The following is a 24,625-nucleotide window of genomic DNA, read 5'->3' as shown; positions in this document are numbered from 1 at the left end:
CGGCACGGTCAGCCCGGGAGGACGGCGCCGGCGCGGTAGCCGACGCCGCGCACGGTCATCACGATGCGGGGGTCGTCCGGGTCCTTCTCGACCTTGGCGCGCAGGCGCTGGACGTGCACGTTCACGAGGCGGGTGTCGGCCTTGTAGTGGTAGCCCCAGACCTGCTCGAGCAGCATCTCGCGGGTGAAGACCTGCTGGGGCTTGGAGGCGAGGGCGAGGAGGAGGTCGAACTCGAGCGGGGTCAGGCCGATGCGCGTCTCGCCGCGGCGGACCTCGTGGCCGGCGACGTCGAGGCTCAGGTCCCCGACCTGCAGCACCGCGTTCGCGGCGGCGGTGGCGGGACGCAGGCGCGTCCTGATGCGCGCGACGAGCTCCTTGGGGTCGAACGGCTTGACCATGTAGTCGTCGGCGCCGGACTCGAGGCCCTGCACGACGTCGGAGGTGTCGGACTTGGCCGTCAGCATGATGACGGGGACACCGGATTCTGCGCGGATCGCGCGGCACACTTCGATCCCGTCGATCCCGGGCAGCATCAGGTCGAGCAGGACCAGGTCCGGCCGGGCCCGCCGGAAGGCCTCGAGGGCGCCGGAGCCGTCCGCGCAGAAGGAGACGTCGTACCCGTCGGCGCGCAGGACGATGCCGATCATCTCGGCCAGGGCGGCGTCGTCGTCGACCACCAGAATGCGCGCGCTCATCGGTCTGCTCTTCCTCGTCTCGGGTCGCGCCCGCCCACGGCGCGCACGGTGACCCGACCCAGGCTAACCGACGCACCTCTCCGTGGGCGGGGAGCGGGCTCTGCGGGCGAAGGGGGTCCGCTCGGGGGAGGACCCCGCCCGCACGCCTGTGACAGCATGGAGGGGATGACCGACGCAGCTCAGTGGCCCCCGCCCGCAGGGCGTCCGGACGACGCGGCCGTCCCGGCGCAGGACGGCGACCGGCGCAGGCCGCTGCCCGCTCCCGTCGCCCCGGCCTGGTCGCCCGCGCCGCCGAGCGCAGGTCCCGTACCGACCGGTCCCGCCGGGGGCTCCTGGTCGCCCGCCGGCGCCGGCCCCTGGTCGCCCGGACGCCCCGCGCCCGGCTGGACTCCCCCGCCCAAGCCCGGTCTCGTGCCGCTGCGCCCGCTCGGCTTCGGCACCCTGCTCGGCGCCCCGTTCCAGGTCCTCCGCCGCAGCCCCCGCACGACCCTGGGCGTCGCCCTGCTGGTGCAGGGCCTCGGGTCGGTGCTCGCCCTGGCGGTCTACGGCTTGATCGCGGTGCTCGCCGTCGGGCGCATCGCGCAGGCGGAGTCCGCCGACCGCGACGCCGTCGGCGCGGGCTCCCTCGCGGTCGTGGTCCTGGCCGCCCTCATCCCCCTCGCCGTCTCGCTCGCCAGCGGTGCCCTCGTGCAGGGCGTGGTCGTGCTCGAGGTCACCCGCGGCGTCCTCGGCGAGCGGGCGACCTTCCGACAGCTGCTCGCCCGGCTGCGGGGCCGCTTCTGGGCGCTGATCGGCTGGACGGTCCTGCAGGGCGTCGGCTACCTCCTCCTGGTGCTCCTCGCCGTGGCGCTCGCCGTGCCGCTGTTCGTCATCGGAGCGATGGACGGGACGTCGAGCGCGATCGTCGGCGGGATCCTGGTGCTCGTCGGCTCCGGCCTGGTCGCCCTCGCGCTGGGGGTCTGGCTGTCGACGAAGCTCGCCCTGGTTCCGAGCCTGATCGTCGTCGAGCGGCTGCCGCTGCGCCGTGCGGTGGCGCGCTCCTGGCGGCTGGTGGCGGGCGGCTTCTGGCGCACCTTCGGCGCGCTCGCGCTGATGACCGTGATCATCCAGGTCGCCGGCCAGATCGTGGCCACGCCGTTCAGCCTGCTCATCCCGATCGCCGGCGCCCTGATCGCCCCGACCGACCCGGACGCGCAGCTCGTCACCTCGCTCGTGGTGACGATCGCCTCCGTCGCCGTGGGCTTCGTGATCGGCGCCGTCGGCACCGTGCTCCAGTCGGCCGTGACGGGCCTGGTCTACCTCGACCGACGGATGCGCCGCGAGGGCTTCGACCTGGTGCTGATGCGCCACGTCGAGGAGCGCGCGGCGGGCCGCCCCTCCCCCGATCCCTTCCCCGTGCCGGAGCGCCCGTGATCCTCGCCGCGGCCCCTCTCGAGCCCGACGCGGAGCAGGCGCGCCGACTCCTCCTCGAGGAGCTCGCCGACCCGCGCTACCGGGCGGCCGAGCCGACCCTCTTCGACCGGGTGGTGCAGGCGGTGCGCGACTGGTTCGCCTCCCTCACGCTGCAGGGCGACGGCCCGCCGGTGCCGATCGCCGCCGTGATCGGCGTGCTGGTGCTGGTGGCGCTCGTGGTCGCCGCGCTCGTCATCGCGGGACGGCCCCGCGCCGGTCGCCGCAGCACCGTCACGGGAGCGGTGCTCGCCGACGACGACACCCGCTCGGCCGCGACCCTCCGCTCGCTCGCCGAGGCCGCGGCCGCCCGCGGGGACTGGGACGAGGCGCTCGTCGAGCGCTTCCGCGCCCTGGTGCGCTCCCTCGACGAGCGGACCGTCCTGCGGGTCTCGCCCGGCACGACCGCGCTCGGCCTGGCGTCGCGCGCCTCTGCGGCCTTCCCCTCCTCCGCCGCCGCGCTGCGCCGCACAGCCGACGACTTCGACCGCGTGCGCTACCTCGGGCAGCCCTGCGGCCCGGCCGAGTACGAGCGGGTCGCGGCTCTGGACCGCGGGCTCGCCGCGGCCTCGCCGGTCCTGGACGCCCTGGCGGCGCCCCGGTGAGCGCCGACACGGTCTCCAGCCCGACCCTCGGCGCACTGCTGCGCCGCGGACGGGTGTGGGTGCTCCTCCTCGTGATCGTCGCGGTCGGCACTCTGCTGCTCACCGTCGCGACCGGGACCCGGGTGGCCGCCCCGGACCTCGACGTCGACAGCGCGACCCCGGACGGCGCCCGCGCGCTCGCCCAGGTGCTGCGCGATCAGGGCGTCGAGGTCGTCCGCGCCGACGACCTGGACTCCGCTCTCGCCGCCTCCTCCTCCGACGCGACACTGCTCGTCGACGACCCGGACGTGGCCCTCGACGAGGCCCAGTACCGCCGGCTCGCCCGCGCCTCGGCCTCGCTCGTCCTGGTGACCCCGGGAGGAGCCGCGCTCGACGCCCTGCTGCCGGACGTCCGCTTCGCCGGCTCCCCGGCCGGCGACGGCCCCTTCCGCGCCGAGTGCCCGCTCCCGGCGGCCGAGCGCGCCGGGACGCTTCCCGCCGGAGGGAACACGTACCGGATCCTCGACGACGGCGACGCGGTCGGCTGCTTCCCCTCGGGCGACGACGGCTTCCTGCTCGTGAGCACCGGGTTCCCGCAGGGCGCCGACGTCACCGCGATCGGCGACGCCGACCTCCTCCGCAACGGCACCATCGGCCAGGACGGCCGCGCCGCTCTCGCACTCGGACTGCTCGGCGGTGAGGACCGGCTGGTCTGGTACCGCGCCGGAGCCGCCGACTCGGCGAGCACCACCCCTGCACCCGCCGACCTCGCCCCCGGCTGGGTGACTCCGGCTCTCCTGCTGCTGGTGGCCGTGTTCGTCGCCTCCGCCGTCTGGCGCGGCCGCCGGCTCGGCCCGCTCGCGGTCGAGCCGCTGCCGGTCGTCGTGCATGCGAGCGAGACGGCCCGCGGCCGCGCGCGGCTCTACGCGCGCGGAGCCCTGCGGCCCCGCGCCCTCGACGCACTGCGCATCGGCACCCTCCGGCGGACGGCCGCGCTCCTGGGACTCGCTCCGGCGACCGGGGTCGACGAGATCGTCGCCGTCGCCGCCGAGCGCCTCGGCCGCGATCAGGCCGCGCTGCGCCGTCTGCTCGTCGACGACCTGCCGGGCGACGACGCCGCCCTCGTCGCCGCCTCCGACGAGCTCCTCCGCTTCGAGAGCGCGCTCCGCGCCGCCCTCTCCCCGACGACCGCCCGACGACCGGAAGGCCCCTCCCGATGAGCGACACCACCCCCTCCGCCCGCGACGGAGCGCCGGTCTCCGACGACGACCTGCGCGCCGAGCTCGACCGGGTCCGCTCCGAGGTCGGCCGCGCGGTCGTCGGCCAGGACGGCGCCGTCTCCGGGCTCCTGATCGCCCTCCTCGCGGGCGGCCACGTCCTGCTCGAGGGCGTCCCCGGAGTCGCGAAGACGCTGCTCGTGCGCGCCCTGTCCGTCTCGCTCGGCCTCGACACCCGCCGGGTGCAGTTCACGCCGGACCTGATGCCCGGCGACATCACCGGCTCCCTCGTCTACGACGCCTCCACCTCCGGCTTCGCCTTCCGCGAGGGCCCGGTCTTCACGAACCTCCTGCTGGCGGACGAGATCAACCGCACGCCGCCGAAGACCCAGGCCGCGCTCCTCGAGGCGATGGAGGAGCGCCAGGTCAGCGTCGACGGGCGCACCCTGCCTCTGCCGGACCCGTTCCTCGTCGCCGCCACCCAGAACCCGGTCGAGTACGAGGGGACCTACGTGCTCCCGGAGGCCCAGCTGGACCGGTTCCTGCTCAAGCTCGTGCTCGACATCCCGCCGCGCGACGTCGAGGTGGAGGTGCTCTCGCGCCACGCCGCGGGCTTCGACCCGCGCGACCTCGACGCCGCGGGCGTGCGACCCGTGCTCGACGCCGCCCGTCTGCGCGCCGCCCAGGCCTCGGCCCGGCGAGTCGGAGCCGGTCCCGACGTCCTCGGCTACATCGTCGACCTCGCCCGCGCCACCCGCGAGAGCCCGAGCGTCAAGCTCGGCACCAGCCCCCGCGGCTCGACCGCCCTGCTCGCGGCGTCCCGCGCCTGGGCCTGGCTCAACGGCTACGGCTCGATCACCCCCGACCACGTGCAGGCGATGGTCCTGCCCGTGCTGCGCCACCGCATCCAGCTGGAGCCGGAGGCGGAGCTCGAGGGCGTCCGCACCGAGGCCGTCCTGGGCGGGATCCTGCAGCAGGTCCGCGTCCCGGTCTGAGCCGTGCACCTCACCGGACGCAGCGTCCTCGTCCTCCTCGTCGGCCTGGTGCCGGTCGTCCTCCTGGGCGGCCGCCCCGAGGTCGCCTTCGCCGTGCTCGGCCTCTGGCTCCTGGCCTGGGCGGTCCTCGTCGGGATCGACGTCGCGGTCGCGGGCTCGCCCCGGGCCGTCGTGCTCGAGCGGCGGGTGCCGGACCGGGTGCGGCTCGGCGAGCGGACCGAGGCGACCCTCCTGGTCACGAGCACCGGCCGCAGGAGGATCACGGGGGTCCTCCGCGACGCCTGGGAGCCCTCGGCCGGCGCCCTCGAGACCCGGTCGTCCCTGCGTCTGCCGCCGGGCGAGCGCCGCGCGGTGACCACGGTCCTGGAGCCGCTCCGCCGCGGCGAGCGCCGGGCACTCCACGTCACCATCCGCTCCCGCGGGCCGCTCGGGCTGGCCGGCCGCCAGGCGACGCGGGCCGCGCCGGCCGTCGTCCGGGTGCTGCCCGCCTTCCGCTCCCGTCGCCACCTGCCCTCGCGCCTGGCGCGGCTGCGCGAGCTGGAGGGGCGGACCAGCGTGATGATCCGCGGGCAGGGAACGGAGTTCGACAGCCTGCGCGAGTACGTCCGCGGCGACGACGTCCGCTCGCTCGACTGGCGGGCGACCGCGCGGCGCCGGGAGCCGGTCGTCCGCACCTGGCGCCCGGAGCGCGACCGGCGCGTGATCGTCGTGCTCGACACGGGCCGCACGTCCGCCGCCCGGATCGAGGACGAGCCGCGCCTGGACACGGCGATCGAGGCGTCACTCCTCCTGGCGGCCCTCGCGGCCTCGGCCGGCGACCGGGTCGACGTGCTCGCGTTCGACCGCACCCGGCGAGCCCGCGTGCACGGCGCCACCGGCACGGAGGTGCTGACCCGCGTCGTGGACGCCCTCGCCCCCGTGCAGCCCCAGCTCATCGAGACCGACTGGGCGGCGGTCCCCGCGCAGGTGCGCACCCTGGCCTCCCAGCGCTCGCTGGTGGTCCTCCTCACCGCGCTCGACTCGGTCGGCTCGGCGGAGGGGCTCCTCGCGGTGCTCCCGCAGCTCACCCGCGTGCACACGGTCGTGGTCGCCTGTGCGCTCGACCCCGAGCTGCAGCGGATGGCGGAGGACCGGAGCGACCGGGCCGCGGTCTACTCCGCCGCCGCCGCGGAGCGCTCGCTCGCGGACGTCGACCGGCTCTCGGCCGCCGTCCGCCGTCTCGGCGGGGACGTCGTGCTCGGCAGCCCCTCCGCGCTCCCGCCGGCGCTCGCGGACCGCTACCTCGCGCTCAAGGCGGCCGGACGGCTCTGACCTGCGAGAGGGGCCGTCGCCGCACCCGGGAGCGCGACTCGACGGCCGCGCTCGTCCGGCTCGGCTCAGCCGGCCGCGATGCTCCGCGACCCGGCCTCGAACCGGTCGAGGTCGCCCGTCTCCCCCGCCCGCACCGCGCGCCCGCCGACGACGATCATGTAGAAGAGGAACGCGCCGAGGGCGAGCGCCCCGATCCCGATCTTGAGCCACCATGGCCAGGGCGCCGGAGTGACGAACCCCTCGATCACGCCCGAGACGAGCAGCACGAAGACCAGGCCGATCGCCACCGTGAACAGGCTCCGCGCGTCCTCGGCGAGCGCCTGGCCGCGGGTGCGCGCGCCGGGAGCGATCCAGGCCCAGAAGATCCGCAGGCCCGCAGCCGCGGCGACGAACACGGCCGTCAGCTCGAGCTGGCCGTGCGGCGCGATGTAGAGGAAGAACGTGTCGCCCTCCCCCACGTGGAACATCACCGCGATCGATGTGCCGAGATTCTGCGCGTTCTGCAGCAGGATGTACGGCACGTAGACGCCGACGATCCCGAAGGCCACGCACTGCGCCGCGATCCAGGCGTTGTTGGTCCAGACCTGCCCGGCGAACGAGGCGGCGGGGTTCTCGGAGTAGTAGTCGATGAAGTCGCCTCGGGCGAAGCGCCGCAGCTCCTCGTCGTCGCCCAGCGCGGCGAGCAGGCGCGGGTCGCCGAGGATCCAGAGCGCGTAGAGCGTCGCCACCACCGCGGTCGCGAGGGCGACGGCGAGCGTCAGCCAGCGCAGCCGGTGCAGAGCGGCCGGGAGCGAGAGGACGACGAAGCGGGAGACCGCGGCGAGCGGCTCGTCTCGCGTGCCGGTCAGGCGTCCCCGAGCCCGCGAGAGCGAGACGGCGAGCCGCGTGCCGACGGCCGTCGATCCGGCGGTGGAGGAGATCGTGGCGAGGTCGGCAGAGGCCGCCTGGTAGCGCTCGATCAGCTCGTCCGCCTCGGCTCCGGTCAGGCGGCGCCTACGCGAGAGCTCGTCGAGGCGGGTCCACTGCGCAGTGCGGGCGGCCGAGAGAGCGTCGATGTCCATCTCCTGACAGGATAGCCAGGCACGCCGCCGAGGCCGAGCATCCGGGAGGAGCACCGTGGAGGAGCAGCGCACCGAGTTCGACGACGCCGACCTGATCACCGGCGAGGCGATCGCGCTCGAGGTGCCCGTCACCTCGTTCGTGCTCCGCGCGGTCGGCGCGATCATCGACCTGATCGCGGAGCTCCTGCTCGCGCTGGGCCTGTTCCTGCTGGTCTCCTCCCTCTCCGGGGACGGCGGCCTGGACCCCGCCGCCTCGGCCGCCGTGGCGATCGCGGCCCTCGTCATCGCCGTGGTGATCGTGCCGGTCACCGTCGAGACGGCCAGTCGCGGCCGCTCGCTCGGGAAGCTCACCGTCGGCGCTCGCGTCGTCCGCGACGACGGCGGTTCCATCGGCTTCCGGCACGCCCTCGTGCGCGGTCTCACCGGCGTCCTCGAGATCCTGATGACCTTCGGCGGGCTCGCCGCGGTCGTCGGCCTCCTCTCCCGCCGATCGCGCCGTCTCGGCGACGTCCTCGCCGGCACGCACAGCCAGCTCGAGCGCGTCCCCCGTGCGGAGCCGCTGGTCGTCGAGATCCCGGAGCCGCTGCGGGGCTGGGCCGTCACGGCGGACACCGCGCGCCTCCCCGACGCCCTGGCGCGCCGACTGGCGCAGTTCCTCCGCCAGCGCCACGGCATGACGGAGCCCTCGCGCTCGCAGCTCGCCGCCGCGCTGGCCGACGAGACCGCCGTCCACGTCTCCCCGCTGCCCGCCGCGCCCGCGGAGGACTTCCTCCTCGCCGTGGCCGCACTCCGCCGGGCACGGGAGGAGCGCGCCCTGCTCCTGTCCGACCAGCGCCTCGAGCGGCTGGCCCCCGTGCTCTCGAGCACGCCGCGCGGCTTCCCCGAGCGGCCCTGACGCGCGCGGCAGCGGCCTAGGCGGGCCCCGCGCCGTAGCGGACGGTCTCCCAGCCGCGCGGGACGAGGAGCCGCCGGTCGTGCTCGGCGCAGAGGTCGTAGCCGTGCGGATCCGGCGCAGGACTCAGCGGCCCGACCGCCACCAGCGAGTCGCGGTAGTCGTAGGTCAGCGTGACGACGGCCTGCGCGCGGCAGCCCGTCCGCGAGCAGTGCCGTCCGGTCATCGCCGCCCACAGTAGCAATAGGCTGGAGCCATGCCCCGTGCTCGTCGTTCCGCCGCTCGCCCGACGAGCGGGTCGCGCGGAGGCTCCCGCGACCGGCACGGCCGCGGCGCACGAGGGCCGATCACCGGTCCGCACCTCCCCCTGCTGCAGACCCGCTCCGACTTCTTCGAGGCGACGATCGGCTCGGCCTTCGACTACCTCCGCGGCACCTGGCCGGAGGAGCTCGCCCGCATCCGCGTCGACGTCGCGGCGACTCCCGACGTCGACCCCGACCGGCTGCAGGGCACGGGCATCGCGCGGTGGCGCGTCGACCACGCCGCGCGCCGCATCACGCTCTACCGCGTGCCGATCGAGCGCCTGGCGAAGCTGCACCGCCGCGACGAGTGGCACCAGCGCATGCTGATCGAGAGCTACGTGTTCCGCGCCGTCGCGGAGCTGCTCGGCCGCGACCCGTGGGACATCTCCCCGGACCGCTACCGGCACCCCTGAGGCGCCGGCAGCTCTGAGGCGCCGGCAGCCCTGAGGCGCCGGCAGCCCTGAGGTGCCGGCAGCTCTGAGGCGCCGGCACGGCCGAGGCGCCGCCGCCCCGCGTCTCAGTGCGAGTAGACCGTGATCGGCGAGGAGAGCGGTCCCGGCGGGACGATCGTGTACGAGGCGATCCGCCCGTCGCGCGCGATCGAGACCGAGGCCTGCACCGGCTGGGTGCTGCTGACGACCGCGCCGTCGCCGTCCAGCGGGGTCGCGAGAGCCGCGAACGGGCCGAGCTCGAGGGTGCGGGTGCCGCCCGGGGCCTCGATCTGGACCGAGGCGGTCGAGTCGCTGCCGTTGACCAGGTGCAGCCGCGCGTCGCCCGCGCCCGTGCCGGCGACGCCGAAGGGCGTCGTGGTCGCGGTGCCGGAGGCGAACCAGGCGAAGTCCGTGCCGGCCGAGCCGGTCGAGGTCGTCCGCCCCGCCGCGACGATCGGCTGATCGGCCCGCAGGACGATGCGGTAGGAGCCGTCCGCCAGGCCCGTGAGCGGGACCTCGCCGACGAGGCCGGCGGGGACGACGACCTGGGTGGAGGCGCCCGACCCGCTCGGGTCCTCGTTGGTGACCTCGACCGAGACCGTGCTGTCGGCGTCGCCGGGGGTGAGGATGCGCAGCACGGGGCTGCCCGCGCCGCCGCTGCCGTCGTCGCTCGCGGTCTCGGCCGGAGGCGACGTGACGGTGAAGCCGGCGATCACGGCGAGCGTGTCCGGGCCGGCGGAGGGGCCGGTGGTCTCGACGCCCTCCGGGGTGAGCCCGGAGATGGCGCTGCTCTGCATGCTCGCGGCGACCTCGCCGCCCCGTGCGGTCACGTGCACGACGGGCTGGACGACCCCGGGGGCGAGCCCCGCGAGCGGGAGGGCGCGGACCGCTCCGGCCGGAACGACGATGCCCGTGGCGCCAGTGGCCTGGACGGTGCCGGTCTCGGAGAAGAGCGTGAGGTCGACGGTGGAGGCGACCTCGCTCGGGTTCGCCAGGATCAGCACGGAGGTGCGCCCGACGTCGGTCGAGCCGGCCACGAGCCAGCTGTCGGCCGAGGGCTCGGCGCAGGCGCGGGCCGACAGTCCGGAGAGGGTGTCCGTGCCGATGGCCTGGACGGTGGCTCCGCCGGGAGCGGGGTCGGAGCCCGCGGGCACGCTCAGACCGGTGATGCCGGTGCCCGGTGCGGCGACGTCGTCCTCGTCGAGGACCGTGGGGTCCGAGGTGGAGCCCTCGGGCCGGACCGCGGTCGCCGCGCCGTCGAGGGCGCGCAGCTGCTCCGGCTCTCCGGCGTCGATCAGATCGCCGCCGCAGACCAGCGAGCTGTCGGCCGCGACGGGCGTCACGACGACGCCCTCCGCGGCGCTCGAGACCAGGGGGGACGGGAGGAGCTGGGGCACGACCACGGCGGCCGCGACGATCACGACTCCGGCCGCGCCCACCGCACCGCGCAGGGCCGTCCGGCGCCGACGGGCGGCCGAGGGTGCGCGATCGGGCGTCGATTCCGCGGAGCGATCGGCGCGGCGCTCCGCGCGGGAGCGGCGGGCGGAGGACTCGGGCATCTGCTTCTCCTGGTCGGCGGGGTCAGACATCGTCGTTCCCGTCGTCGAACTGGCCGGTGGCCTCGCCCGGCTCGTCGTCGATCCCGGCGACCGCGCCGCTGGAGCGGCCCCGCTCGAGCGAGAGCCCGGTGGGCACCGCCAGCAGGAGGGCGACGACGAAGACGAGGAGGAGGGCGATCGTGTAGGCGATCCCGAAGGGTCCGACCACGCCGGACGGAGCGGCCTCGGTGCGGGTCCCCTCCGTGTCGACGGCCGTCCAGAGGAGTCCGTAGCGGGTGTCGCCGACGGCCGAGAACGCCGCGTTGCCGTCGAGGGAGACGGCCGCCCGCGCACGCACGGCGGCGGCCGCGTCGCCGACCTGGGTGCCGGCCGGCTCGGTCAGCACGACGAAGCGCACGCCGAGGCTCTCGAGCGCGGAGGGGACGTCGTAGCCCGTCCGCGAGACGAGGTTGCCCGCCAGCTCGTCGATCGCGTCCGTGCTCTCGGCGCCGGTGTTCGCGAGGGTCGACTGCTGGTCGAGGGTCGCGCCCGCTCCACGCTCCAGCCGGGCGAGGACGCCGCCGTCCGCCTGCGGGACGAGCACGATCGTGCCCACCCGCGGGTCGTTCCGGGCCTCGGCCGCCACGTAGGCGGGGAGCGAGCGGTCCGACGTGGTCGACACGGACGTGCCGGTGCCGGTCGGGAAGGCCACCGCGAGCGGACCGACCAGTGCTGCTGCCGCGGCCGCGACGACGAGCGCCGGCACCACGCGCACCGAGCGCACGGCGGCGAGCGAGAGCGACGCGCCGATCACCAGGCCGAGCCAGTAGAGGCTGAGACCGGTGCCGCTCCAGACGGAGACCGCCTCGGAGCCGGTGGTCGCGACCTGCACGCCCTGGGCGAGCGAGGCGGTCACGAGACCCGCCGCCGCGACGCCGACTCCGCCGAGGGCCGAGAGGTTGTTCGGGAGGAGGAGGGCGGCCAGCGCCGCGACGATCAGCGGCACGACGAGCACGGCCGTGACCAGCGGGGCGGCGGAGGCGCCGATCCCCAGACCGCCGAGGAACGCGAGCCATCCGTCGGGCAGACCGGCCGGGAAGCCGGCGAGCAGCGCGACGAGGTCCGACTGCGCGGAGGGCAGCGGGACGCCCGGATCCGCGAGGACGCCGAGCCAGTCGCCCCGCGGTGCGCGGGCGACCACCAGCGGGAAGAGCAGGACGGCCGCGGGGATCGGCAGGCCGAGGAAGCGGCCGATCCGCCGCCCCGAGGTGGCGACGACGACGAGCCAGATCACCAGGAGCGGCACGGCCAGCGCCGGCGCGCACGCGACGACGGCCGCAGCCAGGATCGAGGCGCTCGCGGAGGCGGACCAGGAGCGGTACGCGCCGAACCCGGCGAAGAAGAGCCAGGGAAGCAGCACGTGCACCAGCAGCGGGGCGGGGCGCCCGTCGGCCTGCGCGGCGAAGAAGGCGGGAGCGAGGATGTAGACGAGGGCTCCGGCGGCGCGGGCGGTCGCGCGCGGGGTGAGCCGCGCGATCATCAGCCAGGCGCCGAGGGCGGCAGCGGGGAGCGCGACGAGGTAGAGCAGCACCATCGAGTAGCTGGGCGACCAGAAGGTCAGCGAGCCGAGCACGGCGAGGACGGCGGCGAACGGGTCCGCCGCGCCGATGAACCCCGAACCGAGGTCGCGCCAGCCGTAGGCCGCGTTGCGCCACAGCTCGCCGACGGTCGGCGAGAGCGTCAGCAGACCGCCGCCGCTGAGCGCGGGAGCAGCGAGGAGCGGCGTGTAGATCACCAGGCCGGCGAGCGCGGCGACGAGGACGACCCACACTCCCCCGCCCTGGAAGAAGTGCAGCGGATGGCGGTCCCGCCCGGCCTGCACGCGCACGGCGTCGTGGCGCACCGAGCGCAGCTGCCGCACCACGTCCAGCGGGATGCGGAGCGGCGCGATCGCCTTCCAGCCCACGTTCTTCGACGAGCGGAGAACGGTGCGGGCCCGCAGCACCTTCGTCCCCCCGAAGGCGACGACGAGGGCCGCCAGCAGCTCCCCTCCGACCAGCCCGGGCTGCTTGCGCAGCAGGCGCACGACTGCGCGGCCGATCGCCAGCGGGACGAGCGAGAGCCAGTGCAGGAGGAGGAGCGCGACGGGCGCGTAGGCGAGCCGGCGGTGCAGCTGCGCGGTGCGGTGCTGGCGCGCGCGGCGCCGCTCCCCGCTGTCGATGCGGCGGCCGTCGGGGCGCTGCAGCCCGATGCGGGCGGTGGTGACGCGGGCGTCCGGCACGCGGCTGACCCTGTGCCCGGCGAGCCGGGTGCGGATCGAGAAGTCGAGCGCGTCGTCGACGACCGGCAGGCCGGGGTCGAAGCCGCCGAGCTCCTCCCAGAGGGAGTGGCGCACGAGCATGCCGCCGGCGGCGACGGCCAGGACGTCGGGCGTGGAGTCGTGCTGGCCCTGGTCGAGCTCGTCCTCGACGAGGTGGACGGTCGTGCCGTGCTTGGTGATCGACTCGCCGTAGCTGCGGATGTAGCCGGAGCGCGTCCAGTCCATGATCTTGGGGCCGGCGACCGCGACGGAGGGGGCGACCTCGACGGCTCCCAGCAGCGCCGCGAGGGCGCCGGGCTCGGGGGCGGAGTCCTGCGCGAGCAGCCACAGCCACTCGTCCTCTCCGGCCGGCGGCTGCATCACGCGGACCGCGCGGGCCACGGCCTGGCCGAAGGGGAGGTGCTCGGCGACCTGCACGAGCTGCGTCGGACCCCAGGACGCGAGGAGCTCGTCGGTCGTGTCCTTCGAGCCTCCGTCGACGAACACCGTCGCGTCGGGCTGACGGGTCTGCGCCCGCAGAGCCGCGAGGGTTCGTTCCAGATAGGCCGCGCCGTTGCGCGCGACGAGGACGGCGGTGACTCGTGGATACATCGCGGACCACCCTAAGCGATGCCGCCGCGCCGCCCGCCTGCGGCTCGCCGCCCCGTCGGTCGGGTCGCGGCGAGGACGGGACTAGGCCCGGCGGCGCAGCTTCCGGCGCTCGCGCTCGGAGAGGCCGCCCCAGATGCCGAACCGCTCGTCGTTCTCGAGCGCGTACTCGAGGCACTGGGCCCGGACCTCGCACGAGGTGCAGATCTTCTTGGCGTCGCGGGTCGAGCCGCCCTTCTCGGGGAAGAAGGCCTCGGGATCGGTCTGCGCGCACAGCGAGTCGACCTGCCAGGAGAGCGCGCCCCCCGGCGCCTCGGTCGCGGTGTCGATCCCGGGTCGGACCCCGGGCACGCCCAGACGGACCGGATCGACGAACCAGTCCTCGGGGACTCCGGAGTGCTGTTCCGGAAGCGTCATGCCGTCTCCTACCCCGCCTGCGAACCGATGATCGGCGGCCGCTCCTCCCGGAGCCGCTGCCTAGGTAATTACAGCGGTGTCATTCGCTCAGGTCAAGTCGCGGACCATAAACCCTCAACCCGCCGTGGAGGGTTCACGACACACCGGCGTGTCGCGAACGTGAGATCCGATCAGGCGGTCGCGGCGCTCCGTGCGCGCCAGGCGCTCTCCACCATCTCGGCGACCGTGTGCCGCATCTCCCAGCCCAGGTCGCGGGCCGCTGTCGCGCCGGAGGCGACGATGCGGGGCGGATCGCCCGGCCGCCGCGGGGCGACCTCGGGCGTGAAGGCGATGCCGGTGCTGTCGGCGATCGCGCGCATGATCTCCCCGACGGAGGCCCCGGATCCGCTGCCCAGGTTGTAGACCGGGTCGATCGGCTCGCCGGCGGCCAGGCGGCGCGCCGCGGCGACGTGCGCGAGCGCCAGGTCGGCGACGTGGATGTAGTCGCGGACGCAGGTGCCGTCCGGCGTCGGGTAGTCGTCGCCGTTGATCCGGGGCGTGCGGCCGTCCAGCAGCGCCTCGAAGACGAGGGGGAAGAGGTTGTGGGGGCTGGTGTCGTAGACGTCCGGGTAGCCGGACCCGACGACGTTGAAGTAGCGCAGGGAGGCGTGCCGGACGCCGTGCGCCCGCCCCGCGTCCGCGAGCAGCCACTCGCCGATCAGCTTCGACTCGCCGTAGGGCGACTCCGGGCTCTTGGGGGTGTCCTCGGTGACGATCTCGACGTCGACCGCGCCGTAGACGGCAGCGCTCGAGGAGAAGACGATCGAGGAGACCCCGGCGCGCTCCATCGCCGCCAGCACGCGCATGGTGCCGGTGACGTTCTGCTCGTAGGTGTGCAGGGGGCGCTGCACCGAGACTCCGGCGTACTTGAACCCGGCGACGTGGACGACGCCCTCGATGTCGTGCTCGGCGAGCACGCGGTCGAGCAGGGCCTCGTCGAGGATCGAGCCCTGGTGGAACGGGACGCCCTCGGGCACGAACGACGCGTGCCCCGAGGAGAGGTCGTCGAGGACGACGGGGTCGATGCCCTGCTCCGAGAACGCGCGCACCACGTGCGCCCCGATGTACCCGGCTCCCCCGGTGACCAGCCATGCCATGTGGATCCTCCTCGGTGCGGGCCCGCGACTCCGCGCGCCGGAAGACACCCTAGCGGCGGGGATCGACGGCGTGGATAGGCCGGATGACGACGGGTGGCGATATCCTGCCGTCGTGCTCCGCTCCGTCGCCCTCCTCGCCCTGCCCGGCCTCGCGCCGTTCGAGTTCGGGGTCGTCTGCGAGGTGTTCGGGATCGACCGCGGCGCCGACGGAGGGCCCGCACTCGACTTCCGGATCGCCACTCCCGATCCGGGCCCCGTCCGGACGAGCCTCGGATTCGACCTGCTGATCGCCGATGGTCTCGACGCGGCCCGGGACGCGGACCTGATCGCCGTCCCCGCCCACGGCCGCGGGCCCGCCGACGAGCGGGTCCTCGACCTCCTCCGCGAGGCTCACGAGCGCGGCGCGTGGATCCTCAGCGTCTGCAGCGGGGCCTTCACCCTGGCGCAGGCGGGCCTGCTCGACGGCCGGCGCGCGACCACGCACTGGATGCACGCCGCGGAGCTCGCCCGGCGCTTCCCCTCCGTCACGGTGGACCCGGAGGTCCTCTACGCGCAGGAGGGGCGCATCGTGACGAGCGCGGGCACCGCGGCCGGCATCGACGCGGCGCTGCACGTGGTGCGCGAGGAGCTGGGCGCGACGGCGGCGAGCGTCGTCGCCCGGCGGATGGTCGTGCCCCCGCAGCGCCACGGCGGGCAGGCGCAGTACCTGCGGACCCCCGTTCCCGAGGCGCGCGCGGACTCGCTGGCCGAGGTCACCGAGTGGATGCTGGAGCACCTCGACGAGGACCTCTCGATCGAGGCGCTGGCCCGTCGCGCCCTGATGGCCCCCCGCACCTTCGCGCGCCGCTTCCGGGCCGACCTCGGCACGACTCCGCTCGCCTGGCTCACCCGCCAGCGCCTCCTCCGGGCGCAGGTGCTGCTGGAGGAGACGGAGCTGACCCTCGAGGCGGTCGCCGCGCGGGTCGGCTTCGGCACGGCCGCGGTGATGCGCCACCACTTCACGCGCGTCCTGCGGACCACGCCGGCGGCCTACCGCCGCACGTTCGCCGCCTGAGCGGCCGGCACCGGGATCGCTGGAGGGGTCAGACCGTCGCGACGAAGAGCGTGCCCCGTCCGGTGACGGCGAGAGCGCCCTCCGACGGGGTCACGAACACGCTGCCGCCGCGCTCGACGCGGACCGAGCCCTCGGCGCCCTCGAGCGAGAGCGAGCCCTCGGTCGCGATCGCGATGGCGGGTCCGTGCAGGGCGACGCGGGCCGGCGTCTCCGACTCCGGCTCCACGACGGCGAGCACGAAGTCGGGGACGTCCGGACGGTAGACGCGCACGCCCGGTCCGGCCTGCTCGGCCGGGAGGTAGGGCACGGGCAGCGGCGAGAACTCGAGCACGCTCACCAGCTCGGGCACGTCGATGTGCTTGGGCGTGAGGCCCCCGCGCAGCACGTTGTCGGAGGCGGCCATCAGCTCCACGCCCGTGCCCGCGAGGTAGGCGTGGATGTTGCCTGCGGGCAGGTAGAGCACCTCGCCGCGGGCGAGGCGGACGCGGTTGAGCAGGAGCGAGAGCACGATTCCGGGGTCGCCCGGGTAGCTCTCGGCCAGGTCCCGGACCGTGGTCGTCTCGAGGCGGTCGTCGCCCGCGGACGCCGCGACGACCGCGGACACCAGCGCGGCGACCTCGGCACGGTCGCCGTCGGCGAGCAGCCACGACACGGCGCCGCGGAGGACCTCCGAGGGCTCGCCCTCGAGCGTCCGGGCGAACCGCGCGATCGCGGCCGCCTCCTCCGCCGGGGCGCGCCCGGCCAGCTCGGCGAGCAGCGCCCGGGCGTCCGCCGGCTCACGGAAGCCGCAGAGCGCGTCGAAGCTCTCGCTGAGCGCGTAGATCAGCTCGGGCTTGTGGAACGGGTCCTTGTAGTTGCGATCGGCGGCGTCGCGGGGGATGCCGGCCTCCTCCTCCTCGACGAACCGGCGCCGGGCCCGCTCGGACGAGGGGTGGGCCTGGAGCGACAGCGGCCCGCCCGCCGCGAGGATCTTGAGCAGGAACGGCAGACGGGGAGCGCCCGAGACCGGATCGACCGACCCCTCCACTCCGGCGAGCGCCGCCTCGGGGTGATCGGCGATCCACTCGGCGAGCGTGCCGGCGCCGACCGAGGCGGGGTCGAGGATGCGCGCGGGCGAGCCCGGGTGCGCGCCGAGCCAGAGCTCGGCCTCGGGGGCGCCGGAGGGCGCGGTGCCGAGGGCCTCCGAGATGCCGGTGAGCGAGCCCCAGGCGTAGTCGCGGGGGGTGTTGCCGATCGGGATGAACACGGGAGCGCTGGCCTTCCGTCCGAGGGGTGGGTCCGAGCCGCTCAGCCGGACGAGCCGGGGCCGCTCCGCTGCGACGCTAGCAGGATCCACAACGCGGGCCCGGGAGGAGGCCCCGCCTGTTGGTGCTCTCCGCCAGAGGACGCGGCACTCGCAGGCGCGCTTCGTACGCTGGGGGTCGCAGCACTGTCGCCGTCGGAGCGGTCGCCGTGCCGCATCCGACGAGCGAGGGAGCACAGAGCATGGACAGCACGACCTTCGAGACCCTGGGGGCCGACTTCTACGGGTTCGAGGCGGCGCTCACGCCCGCCGAGAAGGAGCTGCTGGTCGGCGTTCGCGCGTTCCTCGAGGAGCAGGTGCGGCCGATCGCCGACGAGTACTGGGAGCGCGCGGAGTTCCCGCGGCAGCTGATCCCCGGGATCCACGCCACCGGCGTCATCGGCCTCTCCTGGCCCGAGACCCGCGCGATCGAGAACTCCGCCGTGTTCCGCGGCTGGGTGGCGCTCGAGCTGGGCCGGGTGGACGCGGGCATCGCGACCTACGTCGGCGTGCAGAACGGCCTGGTGATGGGCACGGTCGGCGTCGCCGGCTCCGAGGAGCAGCGCGCCGAGTGGCTGCCGAAGCTCGCCTCGGGCGAGGTCGTCGGCGCCTTCGGCCTCACCGAGCCGCACTCCGGCTCCGACTCCGCCCAGGGCCTGCGCACCACCGCCCGCCGGGACGGCGACGACTGGATCCTCGACGGCGAGAAGCGCTGGATCGGCAACGCGACCTTCAGCGACGTGACCGTGATCTGGGCGAAGGACGCGGAGGACGGCCAGGTGAAGGGCTTCCTCGTCCCCACATCGACGCCGGGCTACCGCGCCACCGCCATCGCGCGCAAGCAGAGCCTGCGCACGGTGCAGAACGCCGACATCGTGCTCGAGGGCGTCCGCGTCCCGGAGTCGCTGCGCCTGCAGGGCGCGAACTCGTTCCGCGACACCGCGAAGGTGCTCCGGCTCACCCGTGCCGAGGTCGCCTGGCAGGCCGTCGGCGTCGCGATCGGCGCCTACGACGCGGCGCTGCGCTACGCGAAGGAGCGCGTGCAGTTCGGCAAGCCGCTCGTCGGGCACCAGCTGGTGCAGGACCTCCTGGTCAAGAGCATCGGCAACATCACGGCCAGCATCGCCCTGGCGACCCGCGTGTCCGAGATGCTCGACGCCGGCGAGCAGCGTGACGAGCACTCCGCCCTCGCGAAGGCCTACGCGACGGCCCGGATGCGCGAGACCGTCGCCTGGTGCCGCGAGGTGATGGGCGGCAACGGCATCGTCCTCGACTACGGCGTCGCCCGCTTCTTCGCCGACGCGGAGGCCCTCTACTCCTACGAGGGCACCCGCGAGATGAACACGCTGATCGTCGGCCGCTCGATCACCGGCACCGCCGCGTTCGTCTGAGCCGCCCGTCCAAGCCGTCTTCCCCGAGGGGGCGGCCCGGCCGGGGAGCGAGCGGCGGCGCGCCCGGCACGCCGCCGCGCCGCCCCCGCTCCCTAGACTGGTCGGCATGATCCGACGCGCCGCCCCCGCCGCTCCCCGAGCGCTCGCGGTGGCGGTGCTGGCCGTGCTGCTGGCCGGCCAGTCGCTGCGGAACCTCGCCGGATGGTGGGGCTGGGGCGTCGTCGTCGCGCTGCTCCTGGGCGCCTCGATCGCCGTGCTCGTCCGCGCCCGCCCCCGCCTGCGCTGGGCCCGCACGCCGAAGTCGCTGGTCCTCTTCCTCGGGCTCGCGGTGCTCTCGCTGCTGTGGTCCGCCTATCCGGGAGCGAGCGCGATCGGAGTCACGGCGCAGCTCGCGACGACGCTCGGCGGCGTCGTCCTCGCCGTCACGCTGAGCAGCCGGGAGCTGCTCACGGCTCTCGGACGGGCCCTGCGCCTCTCCGTCGGCCTGTCGCTCCTCTTCGAGCTCGTGATCGCGGTCGTCGTGCGGCAGCCCGTCCTGCCGTTCGGCGTCGAGCCTCCCGCCGACGGGCCGACGCCCGACGCCTTCTACTGGTCGCAGGCCGCCCTCTTCACCGGCGAGCCCGTCCAGGGGATCGTCGGCAACCGCAACCTCCTCGGCTTCCTCGCCCTGCTCGGCCTGATCGTGATCGCGATCGAGCTGGCGGCCCACTCGATCCGGCGCCGGTGGGGAGCGGTCTGGGTCGCCCTGTTCGTCGCGACCCTCCTGCTCACCCGCTCGGCGACCGTTCTCCTCTGCCTCGTCGCCGTCGTCCTCGCGGCCGCGTTCGCGCTCTGGGCTCGCGGGAGGGGCGAGTCCCGCCGGCGTCCCGTCTACCTGACCGCCGCGGGGCTGGCGGTGGCGGCCGTCGCCGGAGGCGCCGCGGGCTGGGGCGCCCTCCTCGGCCTGCTCGGCAAGAGCGAGGACGCCACGGGCCGCCTCGACATCTGGGACTCGGTGATCGCGCTCACGCTGCAGCGTCCGGTCCTCGGCTGGGGCTGGGTCAGCTACTGGGCTCCCTGGGCCGCCCCGTTCGACACCCTCGCCGAGCGCAAGGGCGTGCTCTACCTGCAGGCCCACGACGCCTGGCTCGACGTCGCCCTCCAGCTGGGAGCGGTCGGCCTCGTCCTCTTCGCGGCGCTCGCCGTCTCGACGCTGTGGCGCTCCTGGTTCCGCGCGGTCGACCGCCCGCGGCGCGACGCGACCTCGACCCTCCCCTACACGGCCGTCAGCCTCGCTCCGCTGCTGATCGTGGTCGCCCTCCTGGCGCAGTCGCTGTTCGAGAGCCGGATCCTGATCGAGGGAGGCTGGCTGCTCCTCGTCCTCTTCGCGGTGCAGACCAAGCGACCGGCGACCGAGACGCCCGAGGTCCTCGCCGCGACCCCGCTCCCCCTCGCCGACGCCTCCCCGAGGCGATGAGGCCCCGCCGCCCCTCGCTCCCCGCCTCCGTCGCCGACGCGACGGCGTCCCCGCAGTTCGCGGCGGCCCTCGCGCAGACCACTCTCGTCACCGTCCTCTGCGCCCCGGCGGTCCGCGGGCTCCTCGGCTGGCCCGGCTACATCGCCGCCGTCGCCACGCTCACCGCCCTCGCCGCGGTCATGCTCGTCCTGCGGCGCGGGCGGCTCGACTGGGAGGGCCTGCTGCCCACGAGCATCCTGGTGTTCCTCGGCTGGATCGCGCTCAGCGTGCTGTGGAGCGACTACACCTGGGCCACGGTCTCGAGCGTCGTCTACCAGTTCGCCCTGGCGTTCCTGGCGATCGCGATCGGCCTCACGCGCGACATCATCCAGATCATCCGCTCGGTCGGCGACGTGCTGCGGGTCGTGCTGATCGCCTCGCTGGCCGTGGAGGTGCTCTCGGGGGTGCTGATCGACCAGCCGCTGCGCTTCCTCGGCGTGGAGGGCCTGCTCGCGGTCGGCGGGCCGATCCAGGGCCTCGTCGGCACGCGCAACCAGCTCGGGCTGGTCTGCCTGCTGGCGATCGTGACGTTCTCGGTGGAGCTGATGACCCGCTCCGTCGCCCGCGGGCCGGCCGTCGCCTCGATCGCCCTCGCCGCGGTCACCCTCCTCTTCACGCGCTCCGCCGTGAGCGCGGGCGTGCTCGCCGCGGCCGTCGTCGTCGCCCTCGCTCTGCGCTGGGTGCGCCACGGCGACGGAACCCACCGCCGTCGGCGGCAGTTCGCGGTGCTCGGCGTCGCCGCCGCGGCCTCCCTCACCGTGTGGCTCCTGCGCTACCGGGTGATCGAGCTGCTGAACGCGGGCAGCGAGTTCGAGTTCCGGCTGCGGCTCTGGCAGCAGGTCTGGCGCTTCACGGACCTCGCTCCGATCGTCGGCTGGGGCTGGGTGGGCTACTGGCGGCCCGACCTCTACCCCTTCACCGCCATCGACTACCTCTCGGGCCGCCCGCACTCGTCGAGCCTCAACGCGCTCTTCGACGTGGCCCTGCAGGTCGGCGCGGTCGGGGTGGTCCTCTTCGTCGTGCTGATCGGCCTCGCGCTCTGGCGCTCCTGGCTGATCGCCTCCGAGCGCAAGGCGGTCGTGCACGTCTGGCCGGTGCTGGTGCTGACCGTGCTGATGGTCACCGCGCTGGCCGAGAGCTCGATCCTGCTCGACGCCGGCTGGCTGCTCGTGGTGCTCTGCGCGATGCGCGCGGCTCAGGGACTGAGCTGGCGCCGGCTCCTGCACCCGCGGGACTGACCGGACTCCTCAGCGCCCGCGCCGCCGCGCCACCTGGCGGAGCACGGCGAGGTGCTCCTCCCGGCAGCGCTCCCAGCTGAAGGACCGGGCGCGCTCGACGCCGAGCGGGCCGAGCTCGCCGGTCCGCTCGATCGCCTCGAGGATCCCGTCCGCGATCGAGCGCGGCTCGAGCGGATCGACGTAGACCGCGGCGTCCCCGCAAATCTCCGGGAGCGAGCCCGCGTCGGACGCGGCGACCGGGCATCCCGACGCCATCGCCTCGATCGGCGGGAGGCCGAAGCCCTCGTAGAGGCTCGGGAACGCCAGCACCGCGGCTCGGCGGTAGAGGTCGGCGAGCTCCTCCGGAGTGACGTGGCCGCGCCACTCGACGAAGTCCGGCAGCGGGCCGAGGCGGTCCAGGTCCCCTCCCGTCAGCACGAGCCGGAGGGAGTGCCCCTCCTCCCGCAGCAGGCGCACCGCCTCGAACAGGCGGGCGTGGTTCTTGTGCGGCCAGGCGCGCGCCGGGTAGAAGACGAAGTCCTCGCGTGTCCCCAGATTCGCGACGAAGCGCCGGGTGTCCACGCCGAGATGCGACACGTGGATCCGCTCCTCCGGGATGCCCAGCAGCTCGACGATCCGCCCCTTGGTGAAGGCGCTGATGGTGATGACCGCGTCGGCGCGGCGAGCGGTCGCCTCGTAGGCGAGCCGGCGGAAGACGCGCTCGACGCGGGGGAAGAGGTGCGGGAGGTCGCGGTGCTGCAGATCGAACAGCATCTGCACGTGCCCCTGCCGCCGCGACGGCCACGGGAGCGGGACCGTGAACGGGAAGTAGAGCACCGCGTCCCGGCCGAGGCGCCGGCGCAGGCGCGGCGTGCGCAGGAGCGCCTGGAGCATCCCCACGGCCCGGCGGCGGTGGCCCGCCCCGCTGACGACCCCCTCGGCCACGACCTCGGGCACGCCCTCGCTGAAGCCGCGCGCGTTCTCGGGGACGAGCACCTGCACGGCGGGCCCCTCCTCCCCCGGCCGCGGCGCCAGGAGGCGCGTGAGCGCGCGCGCGTAGGTCTCGCCGCCGCCCATCCCGCCCGGGTCGACGGTGAGCACGGCGAGCGTGACGGGGCGGAGTTCCGGCATGGCGTCCAATCGGTCCGAAGCCCGGCCAGGATACCGGCGGGCCGCACCGCTCCCGGCGCCCGGCCGTGCCCGTGGGTAGTATGTGTCCCGCTGTCATCGACCCCGACGAATTGGACCACCACGTGCCCCGCGCTTTGATCACCGGAATCACCGGCCAGGACGGCCTCTACCTCGCCGAGCTCCTCCTCTCGAAGGGCTACGAGGTCTTCGGGCTCGTCCGCGGGCAGAACAACCCCAAGTACGAGCTGGTCCGCCGCACCGTGCCCGAGGTGACCCTGCTCACCGGCGACCTCACCGACGTGTCGAGCCTCGTGCGCGTGCTCGCCGCCGCCCAGCCCGACGAGGTCTACAACCTCGGTGCGATCTCGTTCGTCGCTTACTCGTGGGAGAACGCGTCGCTCACGACCGACGTGACCGGCAAGGGCGTGCTCAACATCCTCGAGGCGACCCGCCTCTACGCCGGCTCCGACATGTCGCGCGTGAAGTTCTACCAGGCCTCCTCCTCCGAGATGTTCGGCAAGGTCCAGCAGGTCCCGCAGAGCGAGGAGACGCTGCTCTGGCCGCGCTCGCCCTACGGCGTGGCCAAGGTCTTCGGCCACTACATGACCATCAACTACCGCGAGTCGTACGGCATGCACGCCTCCTCCGGCATCCTCTTCAACCACGAGTCGCCCCGCCGCGGACCGGAGTTCGTCACGCGCAAGATCAGCCTCGCGGTCGCCCGCATCAAGCTCGGCCTCCAGGAGACGCTGGAGCTCGGCAACCTCGACGCGAAGCGCGACTGGGGCTTCGCCGGCGACTACGTCGACGCGATGTGGCGCATGCTGCAGCAGCCGGAGGGCGACGACTACGTGGTCGCGACCGGCGAGACCCACGAGATCCGCGAGTACCTCGACATCGCCTTCAACCACGTCGGCATCGAGGACTGGACCCCGTACGTCACTCAGAACCCCGCGTTCATGCGTCCCGCCGAGGTGGACCTGCTGATCGGCGACCCGGCGAAGGCGCGCGACGTCCTCGGCTGGGAGCCGAAGGTCTCGTTCCCCGAGCTCGTGGCGATGATGGTCGAGAACGACCTCGCCGAGCAGTCCGCGCTGATCAAGTAGTCATGCCTGCCGCTCTCGTCACCGGAGCGAGCGGTCAGGACGGGGGCTACCTCGTCGAGCGCCTGCTCGCCGACGGCTGGGAGGTCTCCGCGCTCGTGCGCGGGACCGACGACGCCGCTCTTCCCGCCGCCGTCCGCCCCTTCGAGGGCGATCTCCGCGACGCCTCCGGCCTCGGCCGCATCGTCGCGGAGGCGCGGCCGGACACGGTCTTCCACCTCGCCGGCCTCTCCTCCGTCGCGCTCTCGTGGAAGGAGCCCGTGCTCACGGCCGAGGTGACCGGCACCGCGGTCGCCGCGCTCCTGGAGGCCTCGCTGGCGCTCCAGGAGTCGGCGGGCCGCGAGGTCCGCTTCGTCCAGGCCTCCTCTTCCGAGATCTTCGGGGCCGCGACCGAGAACCCGCAGACCGAGCGGACCCCGATCCGCCCGGTCTCGCCTTACGGAGCCGCGAAGGCGTTCGCGCACCACCTCGTCGCGGTCTACCGCGGCCGAGGGCTCCACGCCTCGTCCGGCATCCTCTACAACCACGAGTCGCCGCGTCGGCCGCTCGGCTTCGTCACCCGCAAGATCACCGCCGGTGTCGCGGCGATCGCGGCGGGCGCCGAGTCGGAGCTCTCGCTCGGCAATCTCGACGCGCGCCGCGACTGGGGCTGGGCCCCCGACTACGTGGACGCCCTCGTGCGCGCCTCGCGCGCCGACGAGGCGGGCGACTACGTCGTGGCGACCGGAGTCGCGCACTCGGTCCGCGACTTCGTCCGCGCCGCCTTCACCGCGGCCGGCATCGACGACTGGGAGCAGCGGGTCACGATCGACCCGCGGTTCGCGCGCCCCGTGGACGCCCCCGAGATGCGCGGGGACGCCTCCCGGGCCCGCGAGGTGCTCGGCTGGGCGCCGACCGTCGGCTTCGAGGAGATCGTCGCCCGCATGGTCGAGAACGACCTCGAGCTGGCGCGCCGCTCCCGCTGAGCCGCGCGCACCGCGTGCAGAAGGCCCCCGCTCCTGGAGCGGGGGCCTTCT

22 protein-coding genes are annotated in these 24,625 nt (G+C 74.8%); 13 read left to right on the top strand and 9 right to left on the bottom strand.

What is annotated here, in order from left to right; genetic code table 11:
• Window positions 1–8: 8 nt before the first annotated feature.
• Window positions 9–695, bottom strand: coding sequence for an MtrAB system response regulator MtrA (mtrA, locus tag GTU71_RS01820; RefSeq protein WP_104224133.1), 687 nt, complete (start codon window positions 693–695; stop codon window positions 9–11).
• Between the two features lie 165 nt (window positions 696–860).
• Here mtrA and GTU71_RS01815 point away from each other — a divergent pair, with 165 nt between their 5' ends.
• The 5 genes from GTU71_RS01815 to GTU71_RS01795 are packed head-to-tail and all read left to right on the top strand — an operon-like array spanning window position 861 to window position 6,251.
• The gene (locus GTU71_RS01815; protein ID WP_159939173.1) at window positions 861–2,108 is read left to right on the top strand and encodes a hypothetical protein; all 1,248 of its coding nucleotides are present in this window, start codon (window positions 861–863) and stop codon (window positions 2,106–2,108) included.
• The gene (locus tag GTU71_RS01810) at window positions 2,105–2,749 is read left to right on the top strand and encodes a DUF4129 domain-containing protein (protein ID WP_104324124.1); all 645 of its coding nucleotides are present in this window, start codon (window positions 2,105–2,107) and stop codon (window positions 2,747–2,749) included. The genes GTU71_RS01815 and GTU71_RS01810 overlap by 4 nt, the downstream gene beginning before the upstream one ends.
• On the top strand, window positions 2,746–3,948 hold the full coding sequence (locus GTU71_RS01805; protein ID WP_159939172.1) for a DUF4350 domain-containing protein: 1,203 nt from the start codon (window positions 2,746–2,748) through the stop codon (window positions 3,946–3,948). The genes GTU71_RS01810 and GTU71_RS01805 overlap by 4 nt, the downstream gene beginning before the upstream one ends.
• Window positions 3,945–4,940, top strand: a complete 996-nt coding sequence (locus GTU71_RS01800) for a MoxR family ATPase (RefSeq protein ID WP_104224137.1) — start codon at window positions 3,945–3,947, stop codon at window positions 4,938–4,940. The genes GTU71_RS01805 and GTU71_RS01800 overlap by 4 nt, the downstream gene beginning before the upstream one ends.
• 3 nt (window positions 4,941–4,943) lie before the next feature.
• A complete protein-coding gene (locus GTU71_RS01795; RefSeq protein WP_104255250.1) occupies window positions 4,944–6,251 on the top strand; it encodes a DUF58 domain-containing protein in 1,308 nt (435 codons plus the stop codon).
• A gap of 65 nt (window positions 6,252–6,316) precedes the next feature.
• Here the strand turns inward: GTU71_RS01795 and GTU71_RS01790 are convergent, their stop codons facing one another.
• Window positions 6,317–7,312, bottom strand: coding sequence for a stage II sporulation protein M (locus GTU71_RS01790; RefSeq protein ID WP_104224139.1), 996 nt, complete (start codon window positions 7,310–7,312; stop codon window positions 6,317–6,319).
• 55 nt (window positions 7,313–7,367) lie between these two features.
• Between GTU71_RS01790 and GTU71_RS01785 the strand changes: the two genes are divergently transcribed.
• Window positions 7,368–8,207: an RDD family protein gene (locus GTU71_RS01785; RefSeq protein ID WP_244230605.1), complete on the top strand. Its 840-nt coding sequence runs from the start codon at window positions 7,368–7,370 to the stop codon at window positions 8,205–8,207.
• A 16-nt stretch (window positions 8,208–8,223) separates the two neighbouring features.
• Here GTU71_RS01785 and GTU71_RS01780 read toward each other — a convergent pair whose 3' ends face one another.
• A complete protein-coding gene (locus GTU71_RS01780) occupies window positions 8,224–8,430 on the bottom strand; it encodes a DUF3499 family protein (protein ID WP_104224141.1) in 207 nt (68 codons plus the stop codon).
• A 30-nt stretch (window positions 8,431–8,460) separates the two neighbouring features.
• Between GTU71_RS01780 and GTU71_RS01775 the strand changes: the two genes are divergently transcribed.
• Window positions 8,461–8,919 carry a metallopeptidase family protein gene (locus GTU71_RS01775; RefSeq protein WP_159939171.1) on the top strand — a complete coding sequence of 153 codons (459 nt, stop codon included), beginning with the start codon at window positions 8,461–8,463 and terminating at the stop codon, window positions 8,917–8,919.
• A 104-nt stretch (window positions 8,920–9,023) separates the two neighbouring features.
• Here GTU71_RS01775 and GTU71_RS01770 read toward each other — a convergent pair whose 3' ends face one another.
• The 4 genes from GTU71_RS01770 to galE all read right to left on the bottom strand — a co-directional run bounded on the left by GTU71_RS01770 (window position 9,024) and on the right by galE (window position 14,936).
• Entirely contained in the window at window positions 9,024–10,526 is a 1,503-nt protein-coding gene (locus tag GTU71_RS01770) for a DUF5719 family protein (protein WP_159939170.1), read from the bottom strand.
• Window positions 10,519–13,386 (bottom strand): glycosyltransferase family 2 protein, encoded by a 2,868-nt coding sequence (locus GTU71_RS01765; RefSeq protein WP_159939169.1) that lies wholly within the window; start codon window positions 13,384–13,386, stop codon window positions 10,519–10,521. The genes GTU71_RS01770 and GTU71_RS01765 overlap by 8 nt, the downstream gene beginning before the upstream one ends.
• Before the next feature lie 81 nt (window positions 13,387–13,467).
• A complete protein-coding gene (locus GTU71_RS01760; RefSeq protein ID WP_104224145.1) occupies window positions 13,468–13,800 on the bottom strand; it encodes a WhiB family transcriptional regulator in 333 nt (110 codons plus the stop codon).
• A 170-nt stretch (window positions 13,801–13,970) separates the two neighbouring features.
• The gene (gene galE, locus GTU71_RS01755) at window positions 13,971–14,936 is read right to left on the bottom strand and encodes a UDP-glucose 4-epimerase GalE (RefSeq protein WP_104232806.1); all 966 of its coding nucleotides are present in this window, start codon (window positions 14,934–14,936) and stop codon (window positions 13,971–13,973) included.
• 112 nt (window positions 14,937–15,048) lie between these two features.
• Between galE and GTU71_RS01750 the strand changes: the two genes are divergently transcribed.
• The gene (locus tag GTU71_RS01750) at window positions 15,049–15,990 is read left to right on the top strand and encodes a helix-turn-helix domain-containing protein (protein ID WP_159939168.1); all 942 of its coding nucleotides are present in this window, start codon (window positions 15,049–15,051) and stop codon (window positions 15,988–15,990) included.
• A 28-nt stretch (window positions 15,991–16,018) separates the two neighbouring features.
• Here the strand turns inward: GTU71_RS01750 and manA are convergent, their stop codons facing one another.
• The gene (manA, locus tag GTU71_RS01745; RefSeq protein WP_159939167.1) at window positions 16,019–17,236 is read right to left on the bottom strand and encodes a mannose-6-phosphate isomerase, class I; all 1,218 of its coding nucleotides are present in this window, start codon (window positions 17,234–17,236) and stop codon (window positions 16,019–16,021) included.
• Between the two features lie 239 nt (window positions 17,237–17,475).
• Here manA and GTU71_RS01740 point away from each other — a divergent pair, with 239 nt between their 5' ends.
• The 3 genes from GTU71_RS01740 (at window position 17,476) to GTU71_RS01730 (ending at window position 21,396) form a co-directional block, all read left to right on the top strand.
• Window positions 17,476–18,663, top strand: coding sequence for an acyl-CoA dehydrogenase family protein (locus tag GTU71_RS01740; protein ID WP_159939166.1), 1,188 nt, complete (start codon window positions 17,476–17,478; stop codon window positions 18,661–18,663).
• A gap of 106 nt (window positions 18,664–18,769) precedes the next feature.
• Window positions 18,770–20,119: an O-antigen ligase family protein gene (locus GTU71_RS01735; RefSeq protein ID WP_159939165.1), complete on the top strand. Its 1,350-nt coding sequence runs from the start codon at window positions 18,770–18,772 to the stop codon at window positions 20,117–20,119.
• The gene (locus GTU71_RS01730) at window positions 20,116–21,396 is read left to right on the top strand and encodes an O-antigen ligase family protein (protein WP_159939164.1); all 1,281 of its coding nucleotides are present in this window, start codon (window positions 20,116–20,118) and stop codon (window positions 21,394–21,396) included. The genes GTU71_RS01735 and GTU71_RS01730 overlap by 4 nt, the downstream gene beginning before the upstream one ends.
• Before the next feature lie 9 nt (window positions 21,397–21,405).
• Here the strand turns inward: GTU71_RS01730 and GTU71_RS01725 are convergent, their stop codons facing one another.
• Complete coding sequence (locus GTU71_RS01725; protein ID WP_159939163.1) at window positions 21,406–22,506, bottom strand: glycosyltransferase family 1 protein; 1,101 nt, start codon at window positions 22,504–22,506, stop codon at window positions 21,406–21,408.
• Between the two features lie 122 nt (window positions 22,507–22,628).
• On the opposite strand from GTU71_RS01725, the gene GTU71_RS01720 reads away from it, so the two are divergent.
• A complete protein-coding gene (locus GTU71_RS01720; RefSeq protein WP_104275317.1) occupies window positions 22,629–23,612 on the top strand; it encodes a GDP-mannose 4,6-dehydratase in 984 nt (327 codons plus the stop codon).
• A 2-nt stretch (window positions 23,613–23,614) separates the two neighbouring features.
• Entirely contained in the window at window positions 23,615–24,574 is a 960-nt protein-coding gene (locus GTU71_RS01715) for a GDP-mannose 4,6-dehydratase (protein WP_159939162.1), read from the top strand.
• Window positions 24,575–24,625 lie beyond the last annotated feature (51 nt).

Origin of the sequence: Rathayibacter sp. VKM Ac-2762 (genome assembly GCF_009866585.1) — a bacterium.
GTDB lineage: Bacteria > Actinomycetota > Actinomycetes > Actinomycetales > Microbacteriaceae > Rathayibacter.
The sequence above is the reverse complement of the archived record's forward strand: the minus strand, read 5'-3'. Positions and strand labels throughout refer to the sequence as shown.